10 protein-coding genes are annotated in these 13,685 nt (G+C 71.3%); 7 read left to right on the top strand and 3 right to left on the bottom strand.

The window, feature by feature from the left end; translation table 11 throughout:
* Positions 1-33: 33 nt before the first annotated feature.
* The 3 genes from FSY66_RS06495 to FSY66_RS06485 form a co-directional block, all read right to left on the bottom strand.
* Positions 34-2,643, bottom strand: coding sequence for a DEAD/DEAH box helicase (locus FSY66_RS06495; protein ID WP_144792465.1), 2,610 nt, complete (start codon positions 2,641-2,643; stop codon positions 34-36).
* Between the two features lie 68 nt (positions 2,644-2,711).
* Positions 2,712-3,350, bottom strand: a complete 639-nt coding sequence (locus tag FSY66_RS06490; RefSeq protein WP_144792462.1) for a flavin reductase family protein — start codon at positions 3,348-3,350, stop codon at positions 2,712-2,714.
* Between the two features lie 13 nt (positions 3,351-3,363).
* Positions 3,364-4,020, bottom strand: coding sequence for an MBL fold metallo-hydrolase (locus tag FSY66_RS06485; RefSeq protein WP_186304470.1), 657 nt, complete (start codon positions 4,018-4,020; stop codon positions 3,364-3,366).
* 153 nt (positions 4,021-4,173) lie between these two features.
* Here FSY66_RS06485 and FSY66_RS06480 point away from each other — a divergent pair, with 153 nt between their 5' ends.
* From FSY66_RS06480 to whiA, 7 genes are all read left to right on the top strand, one after another.
* Positions 4,174-4,590 (top strand): hypothetical protein, encoded by a 417-nt coding sequence (locus tag FSY66_RS06480; RefSeq protein WP_186304468.1) that lies wholly within the window; start codon positions 4,174-4,176, stop codon positions 4,588-4,590.
* Positions 4,591-4,672: 82 nt separating this feature from the next.
* Positions 4,673-7,687 carry an excinuclease ABC subunit UvrA gene (gene uvrA, locus FSY66_RS06475; protein ID WP_260853533.1) on the top strand — a complete coding sequence of 1,005 codons (3,015 nt, stop codon included), beginning with the start codon at positions 4,673-4,675 and terminating at the stop codon, positions 7,685-7,687.
* The gene (locus FSY66_RS06470; RefSeq protein ID WP_144792453.1) at positions 7,684-8,409 is read left to right on the top strand and encodes a lysophospholipid acyltransferase family protein; all 726 of its coding nucleotides are present in this window, start codon (positions 7,684-7,686) and stop codon (positions 8,407-8,409) included. The genes uvrA and FSY66_RS06470 overlap by 4 nt, the downstream gene beginning before the upstream one ends.
* Positions 8,402-10,480 (top strand): excinuclease ABC subunit UvrC, encoded by a 2,079-nt coding sequence (gene uvrC / locus FSY66_RS06465; RefSeq protein ID WP_144792450.1) that lies wholly within the window; start codon positions 8,402-8,404, stop codon positions 10,478-10,480. The genes FSY66_RS06470 and uvrC overlap by 8 nt, the downstream gene beginning before the upstream one ends.
* A 42-nt stretch (positions 10,481-10,522) precedes the next feature.
* Entirely contained in the window at positions 10,523-11,443 is a 921-nt protein-coding gene (gene rapZ / locus FSY66_RS06460) for an RNase adapter RapZ (RefSeq protein WP_144792447.1), read from the top strand.
* Between the two features lie 108 nt (positions 11,444-11,551).
* A complete protein-coding gene (locus FSY66_RS06455; protein ID WP_144792571.1) occupies positions 11,552-12,523 on the top strand; it encodes a gluconeogenesis factor YvcK family protein in 972 nt (323 codons plus the stop codon).
* A 174-nt stretch (positions 12,524-12,697) separates the two neighbouring features.
* A complete protein-coding gene (gene whiA, locus FSY66_RS06450; RefSeq protein ID WP_144792444.1) occupies positions 12,698-13,681 on the top strand; it encodes a DNA-binding protein WhiA in 984 nt (327 codons plus the stop codon).
* The last annotated feature ends 4 nt before the right edge of the window (positions 13,682-13,685 follow it).

The following is a 13,685-nucleotide window of genomic DNA, read 5'->3' as shown; positions in this document are numbered from 1 at the left end:
ATTACATCATATAATGCGTTCTGAACTGCATCATCAGCGGCCCGTCTCGGTGATCGGCCCGACGTTGTCCACGAGCACCACGGGGAAGCCGTCCTCGTCCGAGGCCGACAGGTCGATCCGTGCGCTGATGCCGAAGTCGTGATGCCCGTCAGGATCGTCGAAGACCTGCTGGACGGTCCAGTACCCGTCGAGGTCCTGCGGCTTCTCGTCGATGCGGATGAGCGAGGGGCCGCGGGACTGGGCATCCGTGTAGATGTCCTGGTACTCGTCGAAATAGGCGTCCATGGCCGCGGCCCAGCGGTCCCGGTCCCAGCCGGACTCGCCGTCGAGGGCCCCGAGCACCTTCTCCTTCTCGTCCGCGAACAGCTCGACGCGCTGGAACATCGCATTGCGGACCATCACGCGGAAGGCGCGCGGACTGTCCGTGATGGCCGGGGGCTGCTCGTGGATCAGCTCCTCGACCGAGTCCTGGGGAGTGCCGGCGGGGGAGCCGCCCTCGGTGAGCTTCTCCCACTCGTCCAGCAGCGAGTTGTCGGTCTGCCGGATGGTCTCGCCGAGCCACGCCACGAGATCGTCGAAGGGCTCGGTGCCCATGTCCTGCGGGACCGTCTGGCGCAGAGCGCGGTACGCGTCCGAGAGGTAGCGCAGCAGGATGCCCTCGGACCGTGCGAGGCCGTAGAACTGGACGTAGTCGCCGAAGGTCATGGCGCGCTCGTACATGTCCCGCACGACCGACTTGGGCGCGAGCTCGTGCTGGGCGACCCAGGGCGCGGAGCCGCGGTACGTCTCGAAGGCGTCCTCGAGCATCTCCCGCAGCGGCATGGGCCACGTGATCTCGTCCAGCTCGCGCATGCGCTCGTTGTACTCGAGCCCCTCGGCCTTCATGGTGGCCAGGGCCTCGGTCTTCGCCTTCTTCTCCTGCATGAGCAGCACCTGGCGCGGCTTGTCCAGGGTGGCCTCGATGACCGAGACGATGTCGAGGGCGTGCTCCGGCGACTCGGGATCCAGCAGCGTCAGCGCCGCCAGTGCGAAGGGCGACAGGGGGCTGTTGAGCGCGAAGTTCTCCTGCAGATCGATCGTGAGCCGGTAGCGGCTGCCGTTCTCGTCCGGCTCGGGCAGCTTCTCGACGACCTCGGTGGCCAGCAGCTCGCGCAGGATCGACAGCGCATCCCGGACCATGGCACGGCGCTCCGGGGGCGGGGCATCGGCGTGGGCGATCAGATGGGCCGTGGCCGCGACCGGGTCGCCCGGCCGCTCGAGCAGGTTGAGCAGCATGGCGTGCGTGATCCCGAACGACGACCGCAGCGGCTCGGGGCGGGCCTCGATCAGGGCTTCGAAGGTCTTCTGCGACCACGCGACGAAGCCCTGCGGGGGCTTCTTGCGCGGGATCTGCCGCAGCTTCTTCTCGTCGTCGCCGTGCTTGCGCCGCGCCTTCTCGAGGGCGCGCTTGTTCTCGATGTCGTGCTCGGGGGCCTGGACGACGACCGTTCCCTGGGTGTCGTACCCGGCGCGTCCCGCTCGGCCGGCGATCTGGTGGAACTCGCGGGCGTTGAGGCGACGGGTGCGGCTCCCGTCGAACTTGGACAGCGCAGTGATCAGGACCGTGCGGATCGGGACGTTGATGCCGACGCCCAGGGTGTCCGTGCCGCAGATGACCTTGAGCAGGCCCTGCTGCGCGAGCTGCTCGACGAGCCGCCGGTACTTGGGGAGCATGCCGGCGTGATGCACCCCGATGCCGTGGCGCACGAGGCGGTTGAGGGTCTTCCCGAAGCCCGCCGCGAAGCGGAAGCCCGCGATGACCTCGGCCACCCGCTCCTTCTCCTCCTTGGACAGCACGTTGACGCTCATCAGCGCCTGCGCCTGGTCCATGGCCTGCAGCTGGGAGAAGTGCACCACGTAGACGGGCGCGTGATGGGTCGAGACGAGCTCGTCGATCTGCTCGTGGACGGGGATCTCCGAGTAGTAGTAGCTCAGGGGGACGGGTCGCTGGGCGTCGTCCACGACGGCGGTCTCCCGGCCCGTCAGCTCGCGCATGCGGTCGTCGAACCGGGTGACGTCGCCGAGGGTCGCGGACATCAGCAGGAACTGGGCCTGCGGCAGCTCGATCAGCGGCACCTGCCAGGCCCAGCCGCGCTGGGGATCGGCGTAGAAGTGGAACTCGTCCATCACGACGGGCCCGAGATCCGCGTCCCGGCCCTCGCGCAGCGCGATGTTGGCCAGGATCTCCGCGGTGCAGCACACGATGGGCGCCTCGGCGTTGACCGCGGAGTCGCCGGTGACCATGCCCACGTTCTGCGCGCCGAAGGCCTCGCACAGCGCGAAGAACTTCTCGGACACGAGCGCCTTGAGCGGAGCGGTGTAGTACGAGCGCTGCCCGCGCGCCATGGCGGAGAAATGGGCGCCCATGGCCACGAGCGACTTCCCGGACCCGGTGGGCGTGGAGAGGATCACGTTCGCCCCGCCCGCGAACTCGAGCACGGCCTCGTCCTGATGGGGGTAGAGCTCGATGCCGGTCTCCGAGGCCCAGCCGTGGAAGCCCTCGTAGACCTCGTCCGAGGTGAGGGGATTGCGCGCGAAGTCCCCGCGCAGGTAGCGGGAGCCGGCGTCGGCGAGGTCGGGGGAGAGGGCGCTCAGCAGTGTCATCGTGGGCCAAGCCTAGCCACGCGCCCCGACAGGACGGCGCGCTCGTCGCCCGCGGCGGCGCGGAGCGCTCAGCCCCGCTGCGGCCTGGCCACGGCGCGGATCCGTCCGAGCTCCACCCACTCGCTGCGGCCCAGCCGGCTCATGGGATCCAGCGCGCGGGCATCCGGCAGGGTGCGGCCGCGGTCGTCGGTGCGCAGCACCTCCGCGTCGACGCTCACGTGCACCACGCGGCCCAGGACCAGGAAGCCGTCGCCGACCGGGAGGATCTGCTCGCGCACGCACTCGAGCACGGCGGGCGAGGCGGCCACGCCGGGGGCCGAGACGACGACGGAGTCGGAGGGCTCGATGCCGACGGCCTCGAACTCGCTCGTCTCCGGGGGATGCGGCGCCGAGGTCAGGTTGGCCGCATCGGTCTGGGCGGAGGACACGATCGAGACGGTGAACTCGCCGGTCTGCTCGATGCAGCGCAGGGTGTCCTTGCGCCCGATCGAGGTGAACAGCACGATCGGCGGCGCCTCCGAGGCCATCGTGACGAACGAATGCGGTGCGAGGTTCGCGGTGCCGTCGCCGGCCCGCGAGCCGACCCAGGCGATGGGGCGGGGGATGAGCAGCGACTTGAGCAGCAGGGTGGTCTCTCGCGCACCGAGCTCGCGGGGATCGAACTCCCGGCGCGCGCGTGCCGCGGCCTCCCGTCCGTCGTCGGTCATGGCTGTCGGCGGCTCACCAGCCGCGCTCGCGCCATTCCTCGAGGTGGGGCCGCTCCGCACCCACGGTCGTGGACTCCCCGTGGCCGGGGTGGATCACCGTGTCGTCGTCGAAGCGGTCGAAGATGCGGCCCACGACGTTCGTGAAGGCCTGCTGGAACGCGTCCGGGGACGTCGTCTTCCCGACCCCGCCCGGGAACAGGGCGTCGCCCGTGAAGATGCGCGCGGGACCGTCGGGATCGCGATAGACCAGACCGATCGACCCGGGGGTGTGCCCGGGCAGGCCGATGACCTCGAGGTCGAAGCCCTCGAACTCGGCCACGTCGCCGTCGTCCAGGGTCAGGTCCATGTCGACGTCGATGTCGTCGGCGTCGTCGGTGCCGCAGGCCGTGACGGCCTCGGAGCGGGACTTGACCTCGGCCAGGGCCCCCACGTGATCGGGGTGCGCGTGGGTGGTGATGATCATCTGGAGGCTGCCGGACAGCGAGCAGTCGCCGCTTCCGGCCCCGACGAGACCGGCGATGGCCCGCGAGTCCGCGGCGGCATCGATCAGGACCTGGGAGCCGTGCTCCTTGGAGGTGAGCAGGTACACGTTGTTCTGCAGCTCGCCGACGACGATCCTGCGGGCGGTGATCTCCGCGAGCTCGATGGTGTCGGTGTCGGTGACGTTCATGGCGCCGATTGTAGAGACTCCGGGCAGGCGGGGCACCTCCGCCCGCCCGCGGGCGGGCGAGTGTGAGGGGCATCTCACGGCCCGCCCGGCGCGGCGCGCGGCGGCTGGATAGGCTGACCGGGTCCGTCCGACGACGCCCGTCAGGAGCCCCCCGTGCCCCAGCTGCTTCCGCCCGCCGACGAGGCATGGGAGATCCGCCGACCGCCGCGCCTGATCGTGCTGACCGTCGCCTCCCTGATCGCCTTCCTGTGGATGATCCACGTCCAGACCCACGATGCGGAGATCGTCCGGGCGGTCGAGGACCTCGGCCAGGACCTCGAGCCCGGCCCGTCGCTGACCACCGTCTTCGGGCTGGCCATCGCGTATCTGGTGCCGCTGCTGATCTGGCTGTGGGGCCAGCGCTGGATGCTGCATGTCATGGCGGCCCTGTGCTTCCTCGGGCTCGTGGTCTTCGCGCTCTCGGCGGCCAACGGCCTGCTGTGGAGCGTCTGGGTCGCGCTGCCCGCGGTCTTCGGCGTCGTGGTCAATCTCGGATGGCTGGTCGTCGCGTACCGGCGCGGCCTGGGCTGAGCGGCGGACGCCGCGACGAGTGCATGCCCCGCGCTCAGCCCTGAGCGCAGAGCCGGCCGCGGAGTCGGGACCTGCCGATACCATGCAGGGCGTGTCCGAACGAACCCTCGCCCCCAGCCAGCCCGCCCCCGAGCCGAGCGCGGACCCCGCCGCCGGAGCCGATCTGACGGAGATCGTGATCCGCGGCGCCCGCGAGCACAACCTCAAGAACATCGATCTGACGATTCCGCGCAACGCGATGGTCGTGTTCACCGGCCTGTCCGGATCGGGCAAGTCCTCGCTGGCGTTCGACACGATCTTCGCAGAGGGGCAGCGGCGCTACGTCGAGTCGCTGTCCTCCTATGCCCGCATGTTCCTCGGCCGGGTGGACAAGCCGGACGTCGACTTCATCGAGGGGCTGTCCCCGGCGGTGTCGATCGATCAGAAGTCCACCTCGCGCAATCCGCGCTCGACCGTCGGCACGATCACCGAGATCTACGACTACATGCGGCTGCTCTGGGCGCGCGTGGGGCATCCGCACTGCCCGCAGTGCGGGGAGCCGATCACCCGCCAGACACCGCAGCAGATCGTGGACCGGGTCATGCAGATGCCGGAGCGGACCCGCTTCCAGGTGCTGGCCCCGGTCGTGCGCCGGCGCAAGGGCGAGTTCGAGGACCTGCTGTCGTCGCTGAGCACCTCGGGCTACTCGAGGGCCGTGATCGACGGGGAGCAGGTCTCCCTGGACGACCCGCCCCAGCTCAAGAAGCAGATCAAGCACGACATCGAGGTGGTCGTCGACCGCCTCGTGATCAAGGAGGGGGCCGAGCGCCGCCTCACCGACTCGGTCGAGACCGCGCTCGGGCTGGCCGACGGCCGCGTGGTCATCGAGCTCGTGACGCGCGAGGGGGAGGAGCTGCCGGAGGGCTTCGAGCGCCGGCACACGTTCTCTGAGCACCTGGCCTGCCCGAACGACCACCCCATCGGGGCCGCGGAGATCGAGCCCCGGTCGTTCTCCTTCAACGCGCCGTTCGGCGCCTGCCAGGAGTGCGACGGCATCGGATCGCGCCTGGAGGCCGATGAGACGCTGGTCGTCCCCGACGAGGACCTCACCCTCGTCGAGGGCGCCATCCAGCCGTGGTCGCAGGGCAAGGCCCACAGCGACTACTGGAACCGCCTCATGGCCGGGCTCGGCGAGGAGATGGGCTTCGACCTGGTCACGCCGTGGAAGGACCTGCCCAAGGCAGCGCGCAGGGCGCTGCTCGAGGGCAAGGACTTCAAGGTCACGGTCTCGTATCGGAACCGCTGGGGCCGCGAGCGCCGCTACACCCAGGGCTTCGAGGGCGTCTACGGCTACATCCGCCGCAAGCGCGAGGAGACCGAGTCGGACTCGGCCAAGGAGCGCTACGAGCAGTACATGCGCGTCGTGCCCTGCCCGGCCTGCGACGGCAAGCGGCTGAACCCCACCATGCTCTCGGTGACCGTGGGCGGCCTCTCGATCGCCGATGCCACGCGCCTTCCCATGCGCGAGGCGCTCGACTTCTTCCGCTCGCTCGAGCTGTCCCCCCGGGAGGCCCGGATCGGCGAGCAGGTCCTCAAGGAGATCGACGCCCGTCTGAACTTCCTGCTCGACGTCGGGCTCGACTACCTCGACCTCGAGCGCCCCGCCGCCACCCTCTCCGGCGGCGAGGCCCAGCGCATCCGCCTGGCCACGCAGATCGGCGCGGGGCTCGTGGGCGTGCTCTACGTCCTGGACGAGCCCTCGATCGGGCTGCATCAGAGGGACAACCGCCGGCTGATCCAGACCCTGACCAAGCTGCGGGACATGGGCAACACCCTGATCGTCGTCGAGCACGACGAGGACACCATCCGGGAGTCGGACTGGATCGTCGACGTCGGCCCGGGCGCCGGCGAGCGCGGCGGCAGCATCGTGCACACCGGCCGCTACGAGGACCTGCTCGAGAACCGGGAGTCGATCACGGCCGACTACCTGGCCGGGCGCCGGCAGATCCCGGTGCCCGCCCAGCGCCGTCCGATCGACCGCAAGCGCATGCTCAAGGTCATCGGCGCCAAGGAGAACAACCTGCGCAACGTGGACGTCGAGTTCCCGATCGGCGTGTTCACCGCGGTCACGGGCGTCTCCGGCTCCGGGAAGTCCTCGCTCGTCAACGACATCATCTATACGCGGCTGGCCAACGACCTCAACGGCGCCAAGCAGGTCCCGGGTCGGCACAAGCGCATCGAGGGCGCGGATCAGCTCAAGAAGATCGTGCACGTCGACCAGTCGCCGATCGGGCGCACCCCGCGGTCCAATCCCGCGACGTACTCGGGCGTCTTCGACCGGATCCGCCGGCTGTTCGCGGACACCCAGGAGGCCAAGATCCGCGGCTATCAGCCCGGGCGCTTCTCGTTCAACATCAAGGGGGGGCGCTGCGAGGCCTGCGCCGGCGACGGCACCCTGAAGATCGAGATGAACTTCCTGCCGGACGTGTACGTCCCGTGCGAGGTCTGCAAGGGCGCCCGGTTCAACCGCGAGACCCTCGAGGTGCAGTACAAGGGGAAGAACATCGCCGAGGTCCTCGACATGCCGATCGAGGAGGCGGCCGAGTTCTTCTCGGCGTACACCGCGATCGCCCGCCACCTGAACACCCTGGTGGACGTGGGCCTGGGCTACGTGCGCCTGGGCCAGCCGGCCACCACTCTCTCGGGGGGCGAGGCACAGCGCGTCAAGCTCGCCGCCGAGCTGCAGCGCCAGTCGCGGGGCCAGACGATCTACGTCCTTGACGAGCCCACGACCGGTCTGCACTTCGAGGACATCTCCAAGCTGCTGAAGGTGCTGCACGCCCTGGTCGACAAGGGCAACACGGTCATGGTGATCGAGCACAACCTCGACGTCATCAAGACCGCGGACTGGGTGGTCGACATGGGCCCCACGGGAGGCTCCGGGGGAGGCACCGTGGTGGCCGAGGGGACGCCCGAGGACGTCGCGGCCGTGCCCGAGAGCTTCACCGGCGAGTTCCTGCGCGAGGTCCTGGACGGGGCCGTCGTCGAGGGGGAGGCGGTCGAGGAGCCCGCCCGGGGCGACGCCCGCGCCGAGACGACGTCGGGAGCGGGCCGATGAGCGCGCTGACCCGGGCCCTGGAGCGGGTTCCCCGCCCCAGCCTGTACCGCACCACCCAGCGCGTCGTGGCCAAGGCCTTCATGATCGCGTGCCGCGCGCAGATCCGCGGCCTCGAGAACTTCCCCGCGTCCGGGCCGGTGATTGTGGCGTCGAACCACCGGGCGCTGGTCGACAGCATCATCCTCTCGGCGATCTTCCCTCGCCGGGTGTCGTTCATCGCCAAGGCCTCGCCGCTGAACGCGCCGGGGATCCGGGGCTGGATCATGCGGGAGGTCTACAAGGTGCTGGGCATCATCCCGGTGGACCGGTCCTCGCGCCGCGGCGCCGTCGCGGCCCTGGACCCGGCGCTCGAGCTGCTCGAGGCGGGCGGGGTCTTCGGCGTGTTCCCCGAGGGCACCCGGTCCCGGGACGGCCGCCTGTACCGGGGCCGGACCGGCGTGGCCCATGCCGCGCTGAGCACGGGCGCCGCCATCCTGCCGGTCGCGCTGGCGGGCACCGAGCGGGTCCAGCCGCCCGGGGCCACCCTGCTCCGGCCGCGGCCGTTCACCGTCACGCTCGGCGAGCCCATCCGGGTGCCCCGGGCGGAGGGCCCGCAGACCGGGCGGCAGCGCCGGGAGCTGACCGATCGGGTCATGGACGCCATCGCGGAGCTCTCCGGCCAGGAGCGCGCCGACGTCTTCAACACGTCGGGCAATGTGGAGGGGGATGCCCGGCGTGGCTGATCCGGCCTCGTACCGCCCCCGCAGATCCGAGATCCCGCAGGACCCCGGTGTCTACCGCTTCCGCGACGAGGCCGGGCGCGTCATCTACGTGGGCAAGGCGAAGAACCTGCGCAATCGGCTGTGGTCCTACTTCGCGCCGCCGCAGACCCTGGCGCCCAAGACGCGGGCCATGGTGACCACGGCGGCCGGCGTCGAATGGGTCGTGGTGGGCTCGGAGATGGAGTCCCTGCAGCTCGAGTACACGTGGATCAAGCAGTTCCGGCCGCGGTTCAACATCGCCTACCGCGACGACAAGTCCTACCCCTACCTCGCCGTGACTCTCGGCGAGGAGGTGCCCCGGGCCATGGTCACGCGCGGGGCCAAGCAGAAGGGCACGCGCTACTTCGGGCCCTACTCCCAGGCCTGGGCGATCCGGGAGACCCTGGACGCCGTGCTGCGGGTGTTCCCCGTGCGCTCGTGCTCGAAGGGCGTGTACCGCCGGGCCGAGAGCTCGGGGCGGCCGTGCCTGCTCGGGTACATCGGCAAGTGCTCCGCCCCGTGCGTCGGCTCGATCTCGGTCGAGGACCACCGGGACCTGGTCGACGACCTCTGCCGGTTCATGGCCGGGCACGCGGAGCCGTTCATCCGCGAGCAGGAGCGGCTGATGAAGCAGGCCGCCGCCGAGATGGACTTCGAGACGGCCGCGGCCCGCCGCGACGACGTCGAGGCGCTGCGCAAGGCCTTCGAGCGCAACGCCGTCGTGCTCTCGGACGCCGTGGACGCCGACTTCTTCGCCCTGGCCGACGACGAGCTCGAGGCCGCGGTCCAGGTCTTCCACGTGCGCGGGGGCCGCATCCGGGGCCAGCGCGGCTGGGTCACCGAGAAGGTCGAGGAGACGGATGCCGGGCATCTGCTGCAGGTGCTGCTGCAGCAGGTCTACGGCGAGACGGAGACGGCCGCCCGGGAGCAGCGCGAGGTCCAGGAGGCCCGCGAGGAGACCGGGGGATCGCATCACCGCCCGCGCAGCGCCGAGATGGACTATCGCGAGGACGCCGTGCCGCGCACCGTGCTGGTGGCCCAGGAGCCCGAGGACCGGGAGCAGCTCGAGCAGTGGCTCTCGGGCCTGCGCGGCTCGCGGGTCTCCGTGAGCATCCCGCAGCGCGGCGAGAAGGCCCAGCTCATGCAGACGGTCGAGGAGAACGCCCGGCAGGCCCTGTCGCTGCACAAGTCCCGCCGCGCCGGAGACCTCACCACGCGCTCGGCCTCGCTCCAGCAGCTCCAGGAGGCCCTCGGGCTCTCCGAGGCCCTCATGCGCATCGAGTGCTACGACATCTCCCACGTGCAGGGCAGCAATGTCGTCGCCTCCATGGTGGTCTTCGAGGACGGCCTGGCCCGCAAGTCCGAGTACCGCAAGTTCTCGATCACCGGCGAGGCCGCCCGGGACGACACCGCGTCGATGCACGACGTCATCCACCGTCGCTTCAAGCGCCACCTCGAGCAGAAGCAGGAGCGGGAGGCTCCGCGCACGGGCGAGCTCGGCCGGGAGGAGCTGGCGGAGGACCCGGCCGAGCGCAAGCGCTTCGCCTACCCTCCGAACCTCGTGATCGTGGACGGCGGGCCGCCCCAGGTCGCGGCGGCCGCCCGCGCCCTGGAGGACCTGGGGATCGACGACGTCGCCGTGGTCGGACTGGCCAAGCGCCTCGAGGAGGTCTGGGTCCCCGACGACGAGTTCCCGGTGATCCTCCCGCGCGCCTCCGAGGCGCTGTACCTCGTCCAGCGGATCCGCGACGAGGCCCACCGCTTCGCCATCACGTTCCACCGCGCCAAGCGGGGCCGGGCCATGACCGCCTCGGTGCTCGACGACCTGCCCGGGGTGGGGCCGGCCAAGCAGAAGGCGCTGCTCAAGCACTTCGGCTCGGTCAAGCGGATCCGGCAGGCCAGGGTCGAGCAGCTCCAGGACGTGCCCGGCTTCGGGGAGGCGCTCGCGCTCAAGGTCTTCGCCGCCCTGCACGCCGAGGACGAGGCAGGCGGCGGGGGCTCCGGCCAGGAGGGGCTCTCGGTCGACATGGCGACCGGGGAGATCCTCGACTGAGGGGCCGGCGCCCCGGGATAGGCTGGAGCCAGGAGGCAGAACATGACCGAGAATCCCCCGATCGAGCCCGGCACCGATCGCGAGCGCCCCGGCCGTCCCCGCACGGCGGAGCTGCTCGTGGTGACCGGTCTGTCCGGCGCCGGCCGCTCGACCGCGGCCAACGCCCTGGAGGACCAGGGCTGGTACGTCGTGGACAATCTGCCGCCGCAGATGCTGCAGACCCTGGCGGACGTCGTCTCCCGCTCGCCGGAGGCGATCCCGCGGCTGGCGGTCGTCATCGACGTCCGCGGCAAGGCCCTGTTCGACGACATGCAGGACACGCTCTCGGCGCTCGAGGCCAACGGGGTCGAGTTCTCCATCCTCTTCCTCGAGGCCTCCGACGAGGTGCTGATCGCGCGCTACGAGCACCAGCGGCGGCCGCACCCGCTGCAGGCCGGCGGGCGCATCATGGACGGGATCGCCGCCGAGCGGCGTCTGCTCGCCGCGCTGCGGGAGAGTGCGGACGTCGTGCTGGACACCTCGTCGTTCAACGTCCACGGGCTGTCGAAGGCCGTCGCGGACCTGTTCTCGACGAACGGGCCCATGGTCCTGCGCCTGACGGTCATGAGCTTCGGCTTCAAGTACGGCGTGCCGCCCGATGCCAACTACGTGGCGGATGTCCGCTTCATCCCCAATCCGCACTGGATCCCGGCGCTGCGTCCCAGGACCGGCCGGGACAAGGAGGTGCGGGACTACGTCTTCCAGGGCGAGGGCGCCCGCACCTTCCTGGAGCGGTTCACCTCCATGCTGGAGCCCGTGTTCGAGGGCTACCGCACCGAGAACAAGCACTACGCGACCATCGCGGTCGGCTGCACGGGCGGCAAGCACCGATCGGTGGCCATGACGGAGGAGATCGCCCGCCGGCTGTCCAAGCTGCCGCGGGTCGTGGTCAACGTCGAGCATCGGGACGTCGGCCGGGAGTAGGCCGCCGACCCCCTCGCCCCGACCGCCTCGACACCCCTGGACCGCACCATGACCGAGAACCGCATCCCGTCCGCCGCACCCGCCGGGCAGCTGCCCCCGCACCCGCGGATGGGCGGCGTGAGCCCCACGCCGCGCCGCAGCACCGGCAAGTCCGTCGTCGCCCTCGGCGGCGGGCACGGCCTGTCCGCCTCCCTGTCGGCCCTGCGCCTGCTCACCAAGCAGCTCACCGCGGTGGTGACCGTGGCCGACGACGGCGGCTCCTCGGGCAGGCTGCGCCAGGAGCTCGACGTCCTGCCGCCGGGCGATCTGCGCATGGCACTGGCAGCGCTGTGCGACGACTCCGACTGGGGCATGACCTGGCGCGACGTGATGCAGCACCGCTTCGCCTCGGGGCCGCAGCACGAGAGCGCCCTCGACGGCCATGCGCTGGGCAACCTCCTGATCGTCACGCTGTGGGAGCTGCTCGAGGACCCCGTCGACGGCCTGCGCTGGGCCGGCGCGCTGCTCGAGGCCGAGGGCACCGTCCTGCCGATGTCCCTCACGCCGCTCGTGATCGAGGGCGACGTCCCGGACGACCAGGCCGAGACCGGGCTGCGCACCGTCACGGGACAGGTGGCCCTGGCGCGCGAGCCGTACGTCCGCGACGTCCGGCTGCTGCCCTCCGACGCCGAGCCCTGCCTGCAGGCGCTCACGGCGATCGAAGCGGCCGACTGCGTGATCCTCGGACCCGGCTCGTGGCACACCTCCGTGCTGCCGCATCTGCTCATGCCCGAGATGCGCCAGGCCATCCGCGGCACGGAGGGCATGAAGGTCGTGACCATGAACCTCTCCCGGGATTCGGAGACCCAGGGCAAGACCAGCGCCCAGGAGCTCGAGGTCCTGGGGTGCTACGCCCCCGACATCGGCATCGACGCCGTGATCGCGGATCCGTCCTCGGTCGAGGACCGCCCGGCCCTCGAGCGCGCGGCGCAGGCGATGGGCGCCTTCGTCCACTACGCCGACCTGCGCCGGGCGGAGGGGCTGTCGATCCACTCGCCGCTCAAGCTCGCGGCGGCCTACCAGGAGGTCATGGAGCGCTGAGCCGCCCCGCGGCGCCGTGCCGACCGCGGCCGCCGGGGGCCTGGCGCCCGTCGGCGAATGGGCGACGTCGAGGACGTGCGGCTAAGGTGTCCCGGTGCATCGGACGCGCCTGCCCGGGCTGAGGGTCGGCGACGATCCCGCATCCCCCAGATCTCCGGCATCGAAAGGAATCTGATGTCCCTCACGGCATCGGTCAAGGACGAGCTCGCGCGCACCGAGGTCTCGAAGGCCTCGGAGCGCCGTGCCGAGCTCTCCGCCGTCCTGCGGTTCTCCGGCGGGCTGCACATCGTCTCCGGGCGCATCGTCGTCGAGATCGAGCTGGACACCGCGATCGTCGCCCGGCGCATGCGCGCCATCGTGATGGAGGAGTTCGGCCACGCCTGCGAGCTCGGCATCGTCTCGGGCGGCGGCGGGCTGCGCCGCGGCAGCAACTACGTCCTGCGCGTGGCTCGCGACGGCGAGGCCCTGGCCCGGCGCACGGGCCTGCTGGACTCCCACGGGCGCCCGGTGCGCGGCCTGCCGCCGGTCGTGGTCAACGGCTCCGTCGGCGATGCCGAGGCCGCGCTGCGCGGCGCCTTCCTCTCCCGCGGCTCCCTGACCGAGCCCGGGCGCTCCGGCGCCATGGAGTTCACCTGCCCGGGTCCGGAGGCCGCTCTGGCCCTCGTGGGCGCGGCCCGCCGCCTCGACGTGATCGCCAAGGCCCGCGAGGTGCGCGGCGGAGACCGCGTCGTGGTGCGCGACGGGGACGCGATCGCCGCGCTGCTGACCCGCATGGGCGCGCACGACTGCCTCATGACGTGGGAGGAGCGGCGCATGCGCAAGGAGGTGCGCGCCACGGCCAACCGCCTGGCGAACTTCGACGACGCCAACCTGCGCCGCTCTGCCCAAGCGGCTGTCGCGGCCGGCGCGCGGGTCGAGCGCGCCCTGGAGATCCTGGGCGACGACGTCCCGGAGCACCTGCGCGTGGCCGGCGAGCTGCGCCTGGCCAACAAGCAGGCCTCGCTCGACGAGCTCGGCCGGCTCTCCGACCCGGTGCTGACCAAGGACGCGATCGCCGGCCGGATCCGCCGGCTGCTGGCCATGGCGGATCGCCGGGCGGAGGAGCTCGGCATCTCCGGCACGGAGGCCGCGGGACGCGGCGAGGCCGGCGCCGTCTGACACC

Origin of the sequence: Kocuria palustris (genome assembly GCF_007666205.1) — a bacterium.
GTDB classification, from domain to species: Bacteria; Actinomycetota; Actinomycetes; order Actinomycetales; family Micrococcaceae; genus Kocuria; species Kocuria palustris_A.
Note: the sequence above shows the minus strand (reverse complement) of the source record. Positions and strands in the feature narration are given on the sequence as shown.